Origin of the sequence: Mycobacterium sp. NPDC051804, from assembly GCF_044452905.1 — a bacterium.
GTDB lineage: Bacteria > Actinomycetota > Actinomycetes > Mycobacteriales > Mycobacteriaceae > Mycobacterium.
Window position 1 is genome coordinate 538,786 of the sequence record NZ_JBITCD010000005.1, and the last position, 14,531, is coordinate 553,316.

At 66.1% G+C, this 14,531-nt stretch carries 15 protein-coding genes; 8 read left to right on the forward strand and 7 right to left on the reverse strand.

The features are described from left to right. Window position 1: 1 nt before the first annotated feature. Window positions 2–457, reverse strand: a complete 456-nt coding sequence (locus ACIA48_RS22380) for a VOC family protein (RefSeq protein WP_396736490.1) — start codon at window positions 455–457, stop codon at window positions 2–4. An 85-nt stretch (window positions 458–542) separates the two neighbouring features. Here ACIA48_RS22380 and ACIA48_RS22385 point away from each other — a divergent pair, with 85 nt between their 5' ends. Beyond that, on the forward strand, window positions 543–2,120 hold the full coding sequence (locus ACIA48_RS22385; protein WP_396736492.1) for a hypothetical protein: 1,578 nt from the start codon (window positions 543–545) through the stop codon (window positions 2,118–2,120). Window position 2,121: 1 nt separating this feature from the next. Here ACIA48_RS22385 and ACIA48_RS22390 read toward each other — a convergent pair whose 3' ends face one another. From ACIA48_RS22390 to ACIA48_RS22400, 3 genes are all read right to left on the reverse strand, one after another. Beyond that, on the reverse strand, window positions 2,122–2,964 hold the full coding sequence (locus tag ACIA48_RS22390) for a family 16 glycosylhydrolase (RefSeq protein WP_396736869.1): 843 nt from the start codon (window positions 2,962–2,964) through the stop codon (window positions 2,122–2,124). Window positions 2,965–3,045: 81 nt separating this feature from the next. After that, a complete protein-coding gene (locus tag ACIA48_RS22395) occupies window positions 3,046–3,654 on the reverse strand; it encodes a maleylpyruvate isomerase family mycothiol-dependent enzyme (protein WP_396736495.1) in 609 nt (202 codons plus the stop codon). Continuing rightward, window positions 3,651–4,769: a citrate synthase 2 gene (locus ACIA48_RS22400; protein WP_396736872.1), complete on the reverse strand. Its 1,119-nt coding sequence runs from the start codon at window positions 4,767–4,769 to the stop codon at window positions 3,651–3,653. The genes ACIA48_RS22395 and ACIA48_RS22400 overlap by 4 nt, the downstream gene beginning before the upstream one ends. Before the next feature lie 126 nt (window positions 4,770–4,895). Here ACIA48_RS22400 and pdxH point away from each other — a divergent pair, with 126 nt between their 5' ends. The 6 genes from pdxH (at window position 4,896) to ACIA48_RS22430 (ending at window position 10,974) form a co-directional block, all read left to right on the forward strand. Continuing rightward, the gene (gene pdxH, locus ACIA48_RS22405; RefSeq protein WP_396736875.1) at window positions 4,896–5,555 is read left to right on the forward strand and encodes a pyridoxamine 5'-phosphate oxidase; all 660 of its coding nucleotides are present in this window, start codon (window positions 4,896–4,898) and stop codon (window positions 5,553–5,555) included. Continuing rightward, window positions 5,556–6,836, forward strand: coding sequence for an MFS transporter (locus tag ACIA48_RS22410; protein WP_396736498.1), 1,281 nt, complete (start codon window positions 5,556–5,558; stop codon window positions 6,834–6,836). A 74-nt stretch (window positions 6,837–6,910) separates the two neighbouring features. Further along, window positions 6,911–7,561: a TetR/AcrR family transcriptional regulator gene (locus ACIA48_RS22415; RefSeq protein WP_396736501.1), complete on the forward strand. Its 651-nt coding sequence runs from the start codon at window positions 6,911–6,913 to the stop codon at window positions 7,559–7,561. Between the two features lie 107 nt (window positions 7,562–7,668). Further along, a complete protein-coding gene (locus ACIA48_RS22420) occupies window positions 7,669–8,964 on the forward strand; it encodes a citrate synthase (RefSeq protein ID WP_396736503.1) in 1,296 nt (431 codons plus the stop codon). Window positions 8,965–9,104: 140 nt separating this feature from the next. Further along, window positions 9,105–10,565, forward strand: coding sequence for an MFS transporter (locus ACIA48_RS22425; protein WP_396736506.1), 1,461 nt, complete (start codon window positions 9,105–9,107; stop codon window positions 10,563–10,565). Then, a complete protein-coding gene (locus tag ACIA48_RS22430) occupies window positions 10,555–10,974 on the forward strand; it encodes a MarR family winged helix-turn-helix transcriptional regulator (RefSeq protein ID WP_396736509.1) in 420 nt (139 codons plus the stop codon). Before ACIA48_RS22425 ends, ACIA48_RS22430 begins: the two co-directional genes overlap by 11 nt. On the opposite strand, the gene ACIA48_RS22435 is transcribed toward ACIA48_RS22430, so the two are convergent. Both ACIA48_RS22435 and ACIA48_RS22440 read right to left on the reverse strand, forming a co-directional pair. Continuing rightward, the gene (locus tag ACIA48_RS22435) at window positions 10,971–12,536 is read right to left on the reverse strand and encodes a phytoene desaturase family protein (protein WP_396736512.1); all 1,566 of its coding nucleotides are present in this window, start codon (window positions 12,534–12,536) and stop codon (window positions 10,971–10,973) included. The genes ACIA48_RS22430 and ACIA48_RS22435 overlap by 4 nt on opposite strands. Window positions 12,537–12,539: 3 nt before the next feature. After that, on the reverse strand, window positions 12,540–12,788 hold the full coding sequence (locus ACIA48_RS22440; RefSeq protein ID WP_396736515.1) for a DUF2630 family protein: 249 nt from the start codon (window positions 12,786–12,788) through the stop codon (window positions 12,540–12,542). 22 nt (window positions 12,789–12,810) lie between these two features. Here ACIA48_RS22440 and ACIA48_RS22445 point away from each other — a divergent pair, with 22 nt between their 5' ends. Next, window positions 12,811–13,194, forward strand: coding sequence for an FKBP-type peptidyl-prolyl cis-trans isomerase (locus ACIA48_RS22445; protein ID WP_396736518.1), 384 nt, complete (start codon window positions 12,811–12,813; stop codon window positions 13,192–13,194). Here the strand turns inward: ACIA48_RS22445 and ACIA48_RS22450 are convergent. Further along, window positions 13,191–14,531 (reverse strand): ATP-binding protein, encoded by a 1,341-nt coding sequence (locus tag ACIA48_RS22450; protein WP_396736521.1) that lies wholly within the window; start codon window positions 14,529–14,531, stop codon window positions 13,191–13,193. The genes ACIA48_RS22445 and ACIA48_RS22450 overlap by 4 nt on opposite strands.

The window sequence follows — 14,531 nt, forward strand, 5'->3', positions numbered from 1 at the left end:
CCTACTGATGCTGCTTGATCGCGTCGTCGATCTCGTCCTGACTCACTTCGCGCATCGGCTGGCCCATCGACCAGAGGTGGCCGAACGGATCGCGTAGTTCGCCGTAGCGGTCGCCCCAGAACATGTCGTCGAGCGGCATCACGACCGTCGCGCCGGCGTCGATCGCCTTCTGAAACTTCGCGTCCACGTCCGTCACGGTCAGATGAACGGTGACCGGCGACCCACCCAACGCCTCCGGCGTCACCGACTTGCCGTCATTCATCTCGGGGAAGTCGTCGTTGAGCATCACCAAGGCCCCGTTGATCCGCAGCGCGGCGTGAAACAGCTTCTTGCCGTCGGGTCCTGGCACCCGGCCCAGTTCCTCGGCGTCGAACGCCTTGACGTAGAAGTCGATGGCTGCCGCACCGTCACTGACGGTGAGCATCGGGGACACGGCGGGCTGGACGTCGATTGCCATTGCAGTCTCCTAGCGAGTTGGGTTTTTCCCTTGCGGGCTACGAGTACGACTTGTCGGGCGGACCAAACTCATCGCACCGGTCCCCATGCAAGCATCGGGCACCGACAAGTGCGTCTGGCAACATAGCGGCGTGCTTGGGCAGGAAGTCCCGACGAAGTCGAGGGTGGCGGTATTCGACCCCCTCATCGTCGGAGTCCTTGCCGCCGCGGTCAGCCTCATCGGCGCCGGCCGCCCGTCGTTCTGGTACGACGAAGCCGCGACGATCTCGGCGTCGTACAGCCGCTCGCTCGGCCAGCTGTGGCACATGATGGGCAATGTCGACGTCGTCCACGGCCTCTATTACGTGCTCATGCACGGCTGGTTCACGGTCTTCCCGCCGACGGAGTTCTGGTCGCGTGTGCCCAGCGGTCTGGCGGTCGGCGGTGCGGCGGCCGGCGTCGTCGTGCTGGGCACGCAGTTCTCGACGCGCACCGTCGCACTGAGCGCCGGAGTCCTGTGCGCGATCCTGCCGCGCGCGACGTGGGCGGGTATCGAGGCCCGGCCGTACGCACTGACGATGCTGGCCGCTACGTGGTCAACCGTCCTGTTGGTGCACGCAGTGCGCCGCAACGATGGTTGGATCTGGCTCTGCTACGCGGCCGCGATGGCGGCGTCGATCCTGCTCGACGTGTACCTCGCGCTGATTTTCCTCGCGCACGCCGTGTTCCTGTGCTTCTACCGGCCGGGCCGCACAGTGGTCGTGCGGTTTGTCGTGACCATGGTGGGTACGTGTCTGGCGGTGGCGCCGTTCGTCCGGCTGGCCGCCGGTCAAGCGCACCAGATCATCTGGATCTCACGGGTCGGCCGCCGCACCATCGAGGACGTCGCCGTCCAGCAGTACTTCGAGAGGAGCCCGCTGTTCCTGATCGCCTCGGCGTGCGTCATCGTCGCGGCTATCGTCTTGTGGCGCTTCACATCTGTGCGACTGGCAGAGGGAGATCGCCAGTTGTTGGCCATCGCGATCGCGTGGCTGGTGGTGCCCACCGCGTTGATCCTCGGTTGGTCGGCGCTGGTGCATCCGATATACACGCCGCGGTACCTGTGCTTCACCGCGCCTGCGATGGCACTCGCGCTGGGCGTGTGTGTCGGCGCGTTGGCGGTGCGGCCGTGGATTGCAGCCGTCGCGCTCGTGGTCTTCACTGCAGCTGCGGTGCCCAATTATCTTCTGGTGCAACGAAGTCCGTATGCGAAGTACGGGATGGACTACAGCCAGGTAGCCGACCTGATCGCCGCGAAGTCACGGGGTGAGCCGGGTGAGTGCCTGCTGGTGAACGACACCGTGACTTTCATGCCCGCCCCGATGCGTCCGCTGCTGGCGGCCCGCCCCGATGCCTACGACAAAGTGGTCGACATCAGCCTGTGGCAGACGGCGGTCGACCGCGACGACGTCTTCGACACCAACCTCGTACCGGAGGCATCGGTCGGACCCCTGAACGTCTGCCGAGTTCTGTGGATCATCACCCAGGCCGACCCGACAAGGCCTGCCCAGGAACAGAATCCGGCAATGGAGCCGGGCCCGCTGTTCGGTGGCACCCCCGCGTTCGCGGTGACGCGCGAAACCGGCTACCGGCTAGTGGAGCGTTGGCAGTTCAACCTGGTTCAGGTGATCAAAGCCGAGCGATGAGCTACCAGACGCGGAGGTAGTCGACGAGCATGGCCGCCGGGAACACCCCTGCCGCAGGGTCGCCGCCGCCGGGTCCGCCGATCGCGAGGGTGAACATCGGCTGCATCCAGTAGCCGGGGATGCTGAAGGGCCACCGGAGGTCACCGGGCCTGCCAGACACGGGGATCGGGTTGGGCGGCACGTGGAAGTACGGTTCGGCGCCGTCGACGTAGTCGCGCCAGAACGAGAAACCGTCTTCGCCCCAGTGCATCCGCCAGGTGTGCCAGGCGTTGTCGACCATGCCGGGGATCGACTTGCCCTCCCACGTCTTGCCGTTGGAGGCCGCGTGCACCGTCGTGCCGGGAGGCCAGCTGTTGTTGCCGTACCACTCGAAGACGTCGACTTCGCCGTCAGGCAGCGGATCCTCGTTGACCGCCCAGAACGCCGGCCAACAGCCGGGAGTGAGGCAGTCGAGCTTGATCCGCGCTTCCCACGTCTGGTTGATCATGCCGCGCCAGATGCCTCGCAACTTGGCGCCGTAGTAGGTGTTCATGTCGCGGGTGGCCATCATCACCAGGTTGGAATTGCCGTCCTGGAAGATATTCCGGCGATCATCGCGGTAGATGCCCGCCACCGGCGGGTAAACCTCGTCCTGCCAGGTCTGGATCAGCCACTTGGACGGATCGGGGGCCGACCCAGCCGGACCGTCGAACTCGTCGTGGAAGATGTAGCTTCCCGGGTCGGCGCTCTGCGGCTGCGTCGGTATCGGGGCGCGATTCGTCGGGCTGGCCTGAGCCTGAGCTAGAGGCATCGTGGCTGCGATCAAGCCAAGACCCGACATCATCATCATGTTGCGGCGATCCATCTGAGGCACCCGCCCACCCTAGAAGGAACTTCACAGATTTAGGTTCATTTCGGGGGTCGTACGTGTTGCATCTAACGTTGCTCACACCACGGAGAAGGACGGCGGCAACGTCGACCGTCCCGTCAGTGCCAGCAGCACCGTTTCCCCGTTTCCGGTCGCAACGGCCGTGCGCGTTGCGAGCTCCAGCGCCTCGGCGAGCACGGCATTGGGAAGCTGAAACGGGATGTCGACCGCCCCTGCGATGTCCATTCCGTGCACAGCCATTTCGAACACCCTGGTCGGCAGGTAGGTGTGCAATCGAATGCCCAGGCCGCCAATCACGTTGATCAGTGGGTCATCGACCGAAGCGAGGTCCTCCAGCACGCCTGCCACCAGCTCGTCGACGGTTGCCGCGGGGTCATCGCCGAGATCCCTGCCCGCCTGCCTGCCGCGCTCGGCCACATCGGCGGGGTCGATGCCCAGCGCCGAAGGAGTCACCCGCACGTAGTACTCCTGCGGTGTCGCAATGTCCTCACGGTCCGCAGGGGATTGCAGGTAGTTGCGCACCGTGGTCAGCGAGCGCGAGGTATGACCCACCAGCGAGCGGACGTCCCATTCGCCCAGTCCGGGTCGGTCCCATGCGTCGGCCGGGATCTCGTGCACCAGCGCGGCGAAACTCGTCGCCGCCAAGCTGTAGGTCGCGATGGTCACGACCGGGAAACGCGGTCCCAACCCTCGACGGACTCCGGGCTGCGGGGCTCGGGTCCGACGTAGATGGCGGCTGGCCGGACCAGCTTGCCGAGCCGCTTCTGCTCGAGGATGTGGGCACACCAGCCGGCGGTGCGGCCGCAGGTGAACATCGCGGGCATCATCTGGGTGGGTACCTGCGCGAAGTCCAGGATCACCGCGGCCCAGAACTCGACATTGGTCTCGATCGCGCGGTCGGGGCGACGTTCCCGCAACTCGGCGAGTGCGGCCTGCTCCAGTTCGGAGGCCACCTCGTAGCGGGGTGCCTCCAACCGCTTGGCGGTGGCCCGCAGCACCCGCGCCCGCGGATCCTCGGCGCGGTAGACGCGGTGGCCGAAGCCCATCAGTTTTTCCTTGCGGTCGAGGATGCCTTTGACGACAGCGCGCGCGTCGCCGATCTTCTCGACTTCTTCGATCATCGGGAGCACGCGCGCAGGTGCGCCGCCGTGCAGCGGGCCGCTCATGGCGCCGATGGCGCCCGATAGCGCCGCCGCGACGTCCGCGCCAGTCGACGCGATCACGCGGGCGGTGAACGTCGAGGCGTTCATGCCGTGTTCGGCAGCCGACACCCAGTAGGCGTCGATCGCCTCGATGTGCTTGGGATCCGGCTCGCCCTGCCAGCGGGTCATGAATCGTGCTGTCACGGTGGAACATTCGTCGACAACCCGCTGGGGGACCGCGGGCTGATAGATGCCGCGCGCAGACTGGGCGACGTAGGAGAGCGCCATCACCGATGCTCGGGCCAGCTGGTCGCGCGCGGTTTGATCGTCGATGTCGAGCAGCGGCGCGTAGCCCCAGATCGGGGCGAGCATGGCGAGCCCGGCCTGGACGTCGACACGGACATCGCCGCTGTGAATCGGCAGGGGGAACGGCTCCGCGGGTGGCAGACCGTGGCCGAACTTGCCGTCGACCAGCAAGGCCCACACATCGCCGAAGGTGACATGCTGATCGACCAGATCCTCGATGTCGACGCCGCGATATCGCAGCGCGCCGCCGTCCTTGTCCGGTTCGGCGATCTCGGTGGTGAAGGCGACGACGCCCTCGAGTCCGGGTACGAAATCCTCAGGAACCGCTGACACCGTAGTCATGGGCGAATTCTCGCACCCGGCCCCGCGTCGTTTCCTACCGGTCGGTAACAGAGTCGACGATCAGCCGAGGCGTAGCGTGAGCGCGTGGCCCCCCAGGACGACGACCATCTAGCGAGAATGCGGGTCGAGTATGGCTCGGTGGAGAAGGACGGCAGCAGCGATCTCGATGCGGACTGGCTCGCTGATGGCTGGGTTGCGCTGCTGCACAACTGGTTAGCCGACGCCGAGCGCGCTGGGGTGGCAGAACCGAACGCGATGGTGGTTGGCACCGTCGATGCGCGCGGACGCCCTTCCACCCGCTCGGTGCTGTGCAAGAGCGTCGACGCCGACGGCATCACCTTCTTCACGAACTACGACTCCGCCAAGGGTGCGGAGCTGGCCGGGGCGCCCTACGCCTCCGCGACGTTCCCGTGGTTCCTGCTCGGCCGCCAGGTGCACGTCCGCGGCCTGGTCACCAAGGTTTCTGCCGAGCAGACGGCCGACTACTGGTCCAAGCGTCCGCGTGGTTCGCAGCTGGGCGCCTGGGCGTCACGGCAGTCCAGGCCGATTGCTTCGCGTGCCGCGCTGCTCGATCAGCTGGCCGACGTGACCCAGCGGTTCGCCGACCTCGACGAGGTGCCGGTGCCGCCGAATTGGGGCGGGTACCTCATCGCGCCCGAGGTCGTCGAGTTCTGGCAGGGCCGGGAGAACAGGGTGCACAACAGGATCCGTGTCGTCACCGACCCTGAGCTGCCGGTGAGCATGCACAACAGCCGCATCGAGCGGTTACAGCCGTAAGTGGGGCGGTTCTTCGCCGACACCACACCGCTTCGCACACCGGACTTCCGTCGGTTGTGGCTCGCGGGGGTCGTCACCGTCATCGGCGCCAACCTGACGATTTTCGCGGTACCCGTGCAGCTGTATGCGCTCACCCAGAGCTCGGCATACGTGGGTCTGTCGGGAGTGTTCGCACTCGTGCCGCTGATCGTGTTCGGCCTGTGGGGTGGCGCATGGGCGGACGCGATGGACCGTCGCCTGCTGTTGATCATCGCGTCCATCGGATTGGCACTGGCGTCGGTGCTGTTGTGGCTGCAAGCCGCGCTGCAGCTCAACAACGTTTGGGTGGTGCTGTGCCTGCTGTCGGTGCAGCAGGCGTTCTACGCGATCAATTCGCCGACCAGGGCCGCTGCGATACCGCGGATGCTGCCCGGCGACCAACTGGCGGCCGCGAACTCGCTGAACATGACGGTCATGCAGTTCGGTGCCATCGTCGGACCGCTGCTGGCCGGGGTCATGCTGCACTGGGTTGACCTGTCCACGCTCTATCTCATCGACGCGGTCCTGTGCATCGCACCGATCTGGGCGACGTTCCGCCTTGCGCGGATGCCGCCTGCCGACGGCGGGCCGCGCGGCGGGGGTATCCGCTCAGTCCTTGAAGGCTTCCGCTACCTGGCCGGCAATCAGGTCGTGTTGATGTCATTCGTCGTCGACCTCATCGCGATGATTTTCGGCATGCCGCGCGCACTGTTCCCGCAAATGGCGCACGAGAGCTTCGGCGGTCCGGTCGAGGGAGGACTGACAATGGCGCTGTTGGCCGCGGCGATGTCGGTGGGCGCGGTGGCGGGCGGGGTGTTCTCGGGCTGGCTGCCGAGGGTTCGCCGCCAGGGCTTGACCGTCGTCTGGGCGATCGTTGTGTGGGGGGTCGCGATGATCGGCTTTGGTCTCGCGGGCGGGTACGCGCACGGCAGGGCGGGTCTCCTCCTCTGGATTGCCCTGGGCTGCTTGGCGATTGGCGGTGCCGCGGACATGGTGTCGGCAGCGTTCCGTTCGACGATCCTGCAGCAGGCGGCATCCGACGACTTGCGCGGCCGACTGCAGGGGGTGTTCACGGTGGTCGTCGCTGGGGGGCCGAGACTGGCGGATGCCGCGCACGGAGCGACCGCCGCGGCCGTCGGCACCACGGTGGCCGCGGCCGGCGGGGGAGCGCTGGTGGTGATCGGCATGGTGGCGTGCACGCTGTTGGTTCCCGCCTTCGTCCGGTACCGAGTGACCGGCGACAATCGCGGCGGCAAAGTGTGACCTAGGGGGCCAATTGTCGGAGGGTGCCACTTTTCTCAGCGGCCTCTTACGTTGGCTGGCTAGCATCCGAATTCGTGTCTGATGTGAGCGGGGAGGCCAACCTCGGGCTGCGGGAACGCAAAAAGCAACGAACGCGCGCCACGCTCATCGATGCGGCGGTCGATCTCTGTGAACGCCAGGGGTTCGATCGCACCACCGTCGACCAGATCGCCGCCATCGCCGATGTGTCACCACGTACCTTCAGCCGCTATTTCGCCACCAAGGACGCCATTGCGCTGGCGCTCATCGACGAAGTGCTGGAGAAGACGGCCGTCGAACTCGCCCGGCAACCGCTCGACCTCAACCATTTCGAAGCGCTGCTCAGGGCGTATCTCGCGATGGCCGCGGCCGCGAAGGCCGCCGTGGCCGGCGAGCTGTCGGCGGACCGGGTGATGTGCATCGTGCGGATCATCTTGTCGTCGTCCGCGCTGCGGCAGTCCGCGCTGGAGTACCGCGGCAATGCCATTGACGTGGAACTCGCCAGGCGAATGGGAACCGACATCGGCGATCGCGCCCCACGGCTGGTGTCCGCGGTGTGGGGATCCATGCTCATGACGGCGCTGACCGGTTTGACCGCGGGCGGCCGCGACGGTGTCCCGCTGACCATCGACGATGTGGTCGCCTATCTGGAGGACACATTCGCCGAGTTCACCGCCCTCATGATGAGCAATCGACAGCCTGTCTGACCGTCTGGCAGGCCCCCCTCGGGCGGGATCGCTGGAATGGGACTACCTTTTGAGGGACAGACACGAGATGTTCTCGATATTCCTTGCAACGTAGAAGGGATCCCCGCGTGGCCGAAAAAGACGAGCACGCCACTCTCAATTACCCCGGTGGCGAGCTTGAATTGGACGTCGTCAAGGCCACCGAGGGCTCCGACGGCATCGCCCTGGGTTCGCTGCTGGCCAAGACCGGCTACACCACGTACGACGACGGGTTCGTCAACACCGCGTCGACCAAGAGCGCCATCACCTACATCGACGGTGACGCCGGGATCCTGCGCTATCGCGGCTATCCCATCGAACAGCTCGCGGAGAAGTCGAACTTCATCGAGGTCAGCTACCTGCTGATCTACGGCGAACTGCCGACGCCGGACCAGCTCGAGGCGTTCACCACCCAGATTCAGCGACACACGCTGCTGCACGAGGACCTCAAGCGATTCTTCGACGGCTTCCCGCGCAACGCGCACCCGATGCCGGTGCTGTCCAGCGCGGCGAATGCGCTGAGTGCCTACTACCAGGACTCGCTGGATCCGTTCGACGACGAGCAGGTCGAGCTGTCGACGATCCGTTTACTGGCCAAGATGCCGACGATCGCGGCGTATGCGTACAAGAAGTCGGTCGGCCAGCCGTTCCTCTACCCGGACAACTCGATGAGCCTCGTCGAGAACTTCCTACGGATGACGTTCGGCCTGCCTGCCGAGCCCTACGAGGTCGACCCTGAACTGGTCCGCGCACTCGACATGCTCTTCATCCTGCACGCCGACCACGAGCAGAACTGCTCGACGTCGACGGTGCGGCTGGTCGGCTCGTCACAGGCCAACCTGTTCACGTCGATCTCCGGCGGCATCAATGCGCTCTGGGGTCCCCTGCACGGCGGCGCCAATCAGGCGGTGCTCGAGATGCTGGAGAAGATCCGCGTCGGCGAGAATGACGTTCAAACCTTCGTCAAGAAGGTGAAGAACAAAGAAGAAGGCGTCAAGCTGATGGGCTTCGGCCATCGGGTCTACAAGAACTACGACCCGCGGGCACGCATCGTCAAGGAGCAGGCCGACAAGATCCTCGGCAAGCTCGGTGGCGACGACGAGCTGCTGGACATCGCCAAGGAGCTCGAAGAGATCGCGCTGACCGACGAGTTCTTCATCGAGCGCAAGTTGTACCCCAACGTCGACTACTACACCGGCGTGATCTACCGGGCGATGGGCTTCCCGACCCGCATGTTCACCGTGCTGTTCGCTCTGGGCCGGCTGCCCGGGTGGATCGCGCACTGGCGGGAGATGCACGACGAGGGTGGCGGCAAGATCGGCCGTCCGCGCCAGATCTACACCGGGTACACCGAGCGCGACTACGTCGGCACCAAGTCCCGCTGAGGCTTCGTTTCCCGCCGAACGTGGATTACCCGCACACTCCGGGCAGCTGGAGCGTGACATAAGCCCACACTCGGCCCGGTAATCCATTTCACAGGCGGTCGGGCTTGCCATCGCAACAGTTGTAGTTTCACAATAGTTGTGTGAATGAAAGTGTCGTCCGCTCACTGAGCCCTAGGCGCAAGGCCATCATCCTGGTGTCTTGCTGCCTGAGCCTGCTGATCGTGTCGATGGACGCGACGATCGTCAACGTCGCGATTCCCAATATTCGTCGGGACCTCGGCGCGACGGCATCGCAGCTGCAGTGGGTCATCGACATCTACACGCTGGTGCTGGCCTCGCTGTTACTACTGGCGGGTGCGGCGGGTGACAGGTTCGGCCGTAGGCGCACATTCCAGATCGGGTTGACGGTGTTCGCGGTCGGCTCGCTGCTCTGCAGCCTCGCACCGAACATCCAGACGCTGATCGCCGCGCGCTTCGTGCAGGCCATCGGCGGTTCGATGATGAACCCGGTGGCGATGTCGATCATCACTCAGGTGTTCACCGGCCGTGTCGAGCGCGCCCGCGCTATCGGAGTCTGGGGTGGCGTCGTCGGTATCTCGATGGCGCTCGGCCCGATCGTCGGCGGTGCGCTCATCGAGTTCGTGAATTGGCGCTCGGTGTTCTGGATCAACCTGCCGATCTGCGCTCTGGCGATCCTGCTGACCGCGATCTTCGTGCCCGAGTCCAAGTCGGTCACGATGCGCGACGTCGACCCGATCGGTCAGGGCCTCGGAATGGCTTTCCTGTTCGGCACCGTGTTCGTGCTCATCGAAGGCCCGAACTTCGGCTGGGCGGACGTGCGCACACTCGCCGTCGCCGCGGTCGCGGCCATTGCGCTCATCGCCTTCCTGGCCTTCGAGTCACGACGCCACGACCCGTTCATCGATCTCCGGTTCTTCCGCAGCATTCCGTTCGCATCTGCGACCATGATCGCGGTGTGTTCGTTCGCCGCGTGGGGCGCGTTCCTGTTCATGATGTCGCTGTACCTGCAGGACGAGCGTGGCTTCTCGGCGATGGAAACCGGGCTGATCTATCTACCGGTAGCCATTGGCGCGCTGGTGTTCTCGCCGCTGTCCGGTCGGATGGTCGGCCGATGGGGTAGCCGGCCGTCGTTGGTCATCGCGGGGGTCTTGATCACCGCAGCCACGATGATGCTCACTACGCTGTCCGCGACCACGCCGGTGTGGCAATTGCTCGTGATCTTCGCGGTGTTCGGTGTCGGCTTCTCGATGGTCAACGCGCCGATCACCACGGCGGCGGTCAGTGGCATGCCCACGGACCGGGCAGGCGCGGCGTCGGCTGTCGCGAGCACCAGTCGCCAGGTCGGCGTCAGTCTCGGTGTGGCGGTGTGTGGTTCGATCGCCGGGTCGGCACTCGCGACCATGGGTGCGGACTTCGCGGTGGCGGCGCGCCCGCTGTGGATCATCTGCGCGGCGCTGGGGGTCACGATCATCGCGCTCGGCATCTACTCGACCTCACCGCGCGCGCTGCGTTCCGCCGACCGGCTGGCACCGCTGATCGCGGGAACCGATGCGCGGCTGGAGGTCGCTGATGTCCGGTAATCCGTTGGCCGACGAGGTCTGGCGCACCATGGCCGCGGTGGTGATCGACAACCGTGACTCCTGGCGACGCGCGGTGGTCGAGCGATCGGGCCTGCCGTTCAGCAGAATTCGTATCCTCCGGCGGTTGGCACGCCGGTCGATGTCGGTCAAGGAGCTGGCGCACGCGGCGACGATCGATGCGCCCGCGGCGACGGTGGCTGTCAACGACCTCGAAGAGCGCGGACTGGTGATACGTGAGATCGATCCATCGAATCGACGCTGCAAGATTGTGTCGCTCACCGAGGCCGGTCAGGAAATGCTCCGCACCATCGATTCGACGGAAGACCCGGCGCCCGAGGCGCTGGCATCGCTCGACGACGCCGAACTTCATTCGCTCAAGGCGATTGTCGGCAAACTCGTCTCGGATTAGCTCTCCAGCAGCGCCATCGCGGCATTGTGCCCGCCGACCCCGGACACCGCTCCTCCTCGGCGTGACCCCGAGCCGCACAACAGAATCCGGTCATGGGCGGTTTCCACACCCCATCGCTGCGCCGGGGTGTCCAGCGGCTCGTCATCCTCGGCGAACGGCCACGACAGGCCGCCGTGGAAGATGTTGCCCGCCGTCATGCCGAGCGAGTGCTCGAGGTCGGCGGTCGTCTTCGCCTCGATGCACAGCCGCCCCGCCGAATCCTGCATCAGAACATCTTGAATGGGTTCGGCCAGAACGGAGTTCAGCGAGTTGAGTACCGCCGAGGTCAACGTATCGCGCATTCGGTCGGGGTCACCGGCCGAAACCAGCTTATGCGGTGTGTGCAGGCCGAAGACGGTCAGCGTCTGTGCACCAGCGGCGCGAAGGCCATCGGACAGAATCGTGGGATCGGTCAGTGAGTGGCAGTAAATCTCGCACGGCAGTGGGTCGGGCACCACGCCGTGGTCCGCCCGCGTGTACGCCGTATCGAGTTGACGGTAGGTCTCATTGATGTGGAAGGTCCCGCCGAAAGCCTGCTCCGGCGAGACGGTTTCGTCATGCAGGCGTGGTAGCCGCTGCAGCATCAGGTTGACCTTCACCTGCGCGCCGGGGGCCTGGGCGGGCGCGGGCTCGCCGAGCAGGGTGGCCAGCACGGACGGCGTCACGTTCGACAGGATGTGGCCGGCGTGGACGCGGTGGTCGCGGCCGTCTTTGCGGTAGCACACTTCGCCATCGGGGTCGATCGCGTAAACCTCGGCGTCACAGATGATCTCGGCGCCATATCCGGTGGCCGCGGCGGCCAGTGCGCCACTGACCGCGCCCATACCGCCGATCGGGACGTCCCAGTCGCCGGTGCCGCCGCCGAGCAGGTGGTAGAGGAAGCAGATGTTCTGCGTCAGCGAAGGATCGTCGAGGCGGGCGAACGTACCGATCAGCGCGTCGGTGGCCATCACGCCGCGCACGAGGTCGTTCGACACGGCGTCGGTGATGGCGTGCCCGATCGGCTCCTCGACCATCAGGCGCCACGCTGCGTCATCACCGACGTGCTTGCGAGCATCTGCGCGGGTGCACAACGGCCGCAGCAGCGTCGGCCACATTCGCGATGTCAGCCCGCGACATCGTCGGTAGAACTCATCGAAGCCTTCCTCATCCGATGCCGCGCCCACCATGCCGAACGTCGACGGCGACCCGATCAGCAACCCGGTCCGGCCGCCCGTCTCCGGGTCAGGCGTGTACGACGAATGCCGTCGGCGCACCAGTCGCACCCGGGCGCCCAGATCCTCGACGATGCGCTGGGGTAGCAGGCTCACCAGATACGAGTAGCGGGACAATCGCGCGTCGACACCCTCGAAGGCGTGGGCGGACACCGCCGCACCGCCGACGTGGTCGAGCCGCTCGAGCACCTGCACACGCCGGCCCGCCCGGGCCAGATATGCGGCGGCCACCAGACCGTTGTGCCCGCCACCGACGATGGCGACGTCGGATGTCGCCGACCGGGCCGCTCCGGTGTCAGATGTCGTCACAGCTCAGCCGAGGTAGCCCTCGACCTCGTCCGCAGGCCGAACGTTCGCCGCCCCCGGATCGCCGCCGGTCTCGCGCAACGCCCGTCGTTGACGCAGCAGGTCCCAGCACTGGTCCAGCTGCACCTCCAGCGCACGCAGCCGTTGATGCTCTTCGGACTCGTCGATCTCGCGGTGCTGCAGCTGAGCTCGCAGCTCTTTCTCCTCGGCGACCAGCTTGTGGACCTGATCGAGAATGTCTTGGTCTCTCGCCATTGCTTCAGTGTGCCCGACTACGGTGGACACGGTGACTTCCAATTCAGGACAGAAGCCCGAGATCGAGTTCATTGACGGTCCCCCTCCGACCGAGCTGGTCATCAAGGACCTGGTGGTCGGCGACGGTGCCGAGGCGGTGCCCGGTGGCAACGTCGAGGTGCACTACGTCGGCGTCGAGTTCGACACCGGCGAGGAGTTCGACAGCTCGTGGGCGCGCAACGAGTCGATTGAATTCCCGCTGCGCGGTCTGATTCAGGGCTGGCAGGACGGCATCCCCGGCATGAAGGTCGGCGGCAGGCGACAGCTCGTCATTCCGCCTGAGCTGGCCTATGGCCCCGCCGGCGGCGGGCACCGGCTGTCCGGCAAGACTTTGATTTTCGTTATCGACCTGATCGGCGCCCGCTAGCTCGGGCCGGGCAGCCTCAGCAGAAGGCGGGCGCCGCCGAGCGGACTCTCCTCCAGAGCGGCTGTGCCGCCGTGCAATTCGGCCTGCTGCGCGACCAGCGCCAGCCCGAGCCCCGACCCCGAGACCGACGCGGTCGAGCCGCGGGAGAACCGGTCGAACACGATCTTGCGTTCTTCGTCGGGAACCCCGACGCCGTCGTCGTCGATCGCGATTTCCACACCCGCGCGTGAACTGACCGCCGACAGCTGCACCCGCGACGCCCCGCCGTGTTTGACGGCGTTGGCGATCGCGTTGTCGACCGCCAGCCGCAGCCCGGCGGGCAGGCCGACGATGATCACCGTCGGCGCGGGCACCAACGACACATCCAGCTCCGGATATACGCGCATCGCGTCGTGCGCGGCACGGTCCAGCAATTCGGTGATGTCGACGGGTACGTGGTCGTCGGCCGTCGACAGCTCGCCCTGGGCCAGCCGCTCCAGCGCCCCGAGCGTGGCCTCGATGCGCGACTGCGTGCGGATGACGTCGTTGACGACCTCCTTGCGCTGTTCCTCCGGCAGATCCAAGGTGGCCAGCACTTCGAGGTTGGTCCGCATCGCGGTCAGCGGCGTCCGTAGCTCATGCGCCGACACCGACGCGAAGTCGCGGGCCGAGGTCAACGCGGCCTTGGTCTTGTCCTGCTCGGTCCACACGCGTTCGACCAGACCCTGCACCGCCTCGGCGATCTCGACAGCTTCGGTGGCGCCGGCGACGTCGATGTCGGGATCCTCGTCGCCGGCCTCGATCTGTCGGGTCTGCTGGGCGAGGCGTTTGAACGGGCGCACCGCGAACGCGGCCAGCACCCATCCGCCGACCGTCGCGGCCCCGATCGCCAGGGTGCAGATGATGATCACCCGGCGATGCAGGTTGTTGATGTCGGCGACGGTGCCTTCATATGTCGCGCCGACGGCGACCGACATCGGTTCGGGCAGCCGGATGTCGACGGTGCGGACCCGGTAGCGCACCCCGTCGATGTAGGTGTCGGCGTAACCCGGCTCCATCTGCGGCAGGACGACATCCGAGTTCGACGTGACCTGTCCGCCCTTGCGCACGGTGATGATTGCGTCTTGATCGTTGGGTGATTTCGGGATCTCGTCGAGCCCCCGCGGCAGGAACGGGATCGCGAAGCCGGCCGCCTCGTCGAGCCTGCGGTCCAGTCGCTCGTTCCACGCGTCGGTGATGCCGAACCACACCACGGTGCCTGCGATGACGACGACGATCGCCCCGGCGATGGCGCTGGTGAACGCCACTCGCTGTCGAAGTGAGGGGGTCCGCCGAAAGACTCGCGTCAGGATGCTCAT

Bases quoted from the DNA above. Each gene is read 5' to 3' on its own strand.
- ACIA48_RS22380 (WP_396736490.1), bottom strand. From the start codon at position 457: ATGGCAATCGACGTCCAGCCCGCCGTGTCCCCGATGCTCACCGTCAGT.
- ACIA48_RS22385 (WP_396736492.1), top strand. From the start codon at position 543: ATGCAAGCATCGGGCACCGACAAGTGCGTCTGGCAACATAGCGGCGTG.
- ACIA48_RS22390 (WP_396736869.1), bottom strand. From the start codon at position 2,964: ATGGATCGCCGCAACATGATGATGATGTCGGGTCTTGGCTTGATCGCA.
- pdxH (WP_396736875.1), top strand. From the start codon at position 4,896: ATGCGGGTCGAGTATGGCTCGGTGGAGAAGGACGGCAGCAGCGATCTC.
- ACIA48_RS22430 (WP_396736509.1), top strand. From the start codon at position 10,555: ATGTCCGGTAATCCGTTGGCCGACGAGGTCTGGCGCACCATGGCCGCG.
- ACIA48_RS22440 (WP_396736515.1), bottom strand. From the start codon at position 12,788: ATGGCGAGAGACCAAGACATTCTCGATCAGGTCCACAAGCTGGTCGCC.
- ACIA48_RS22450 (WP_396736521.1), bottom strand. From the start codon at position 14,531: ATGAGCATCCTGACGCGAGTCTTTCGGCGGACCCCCTCACTTCGACAG.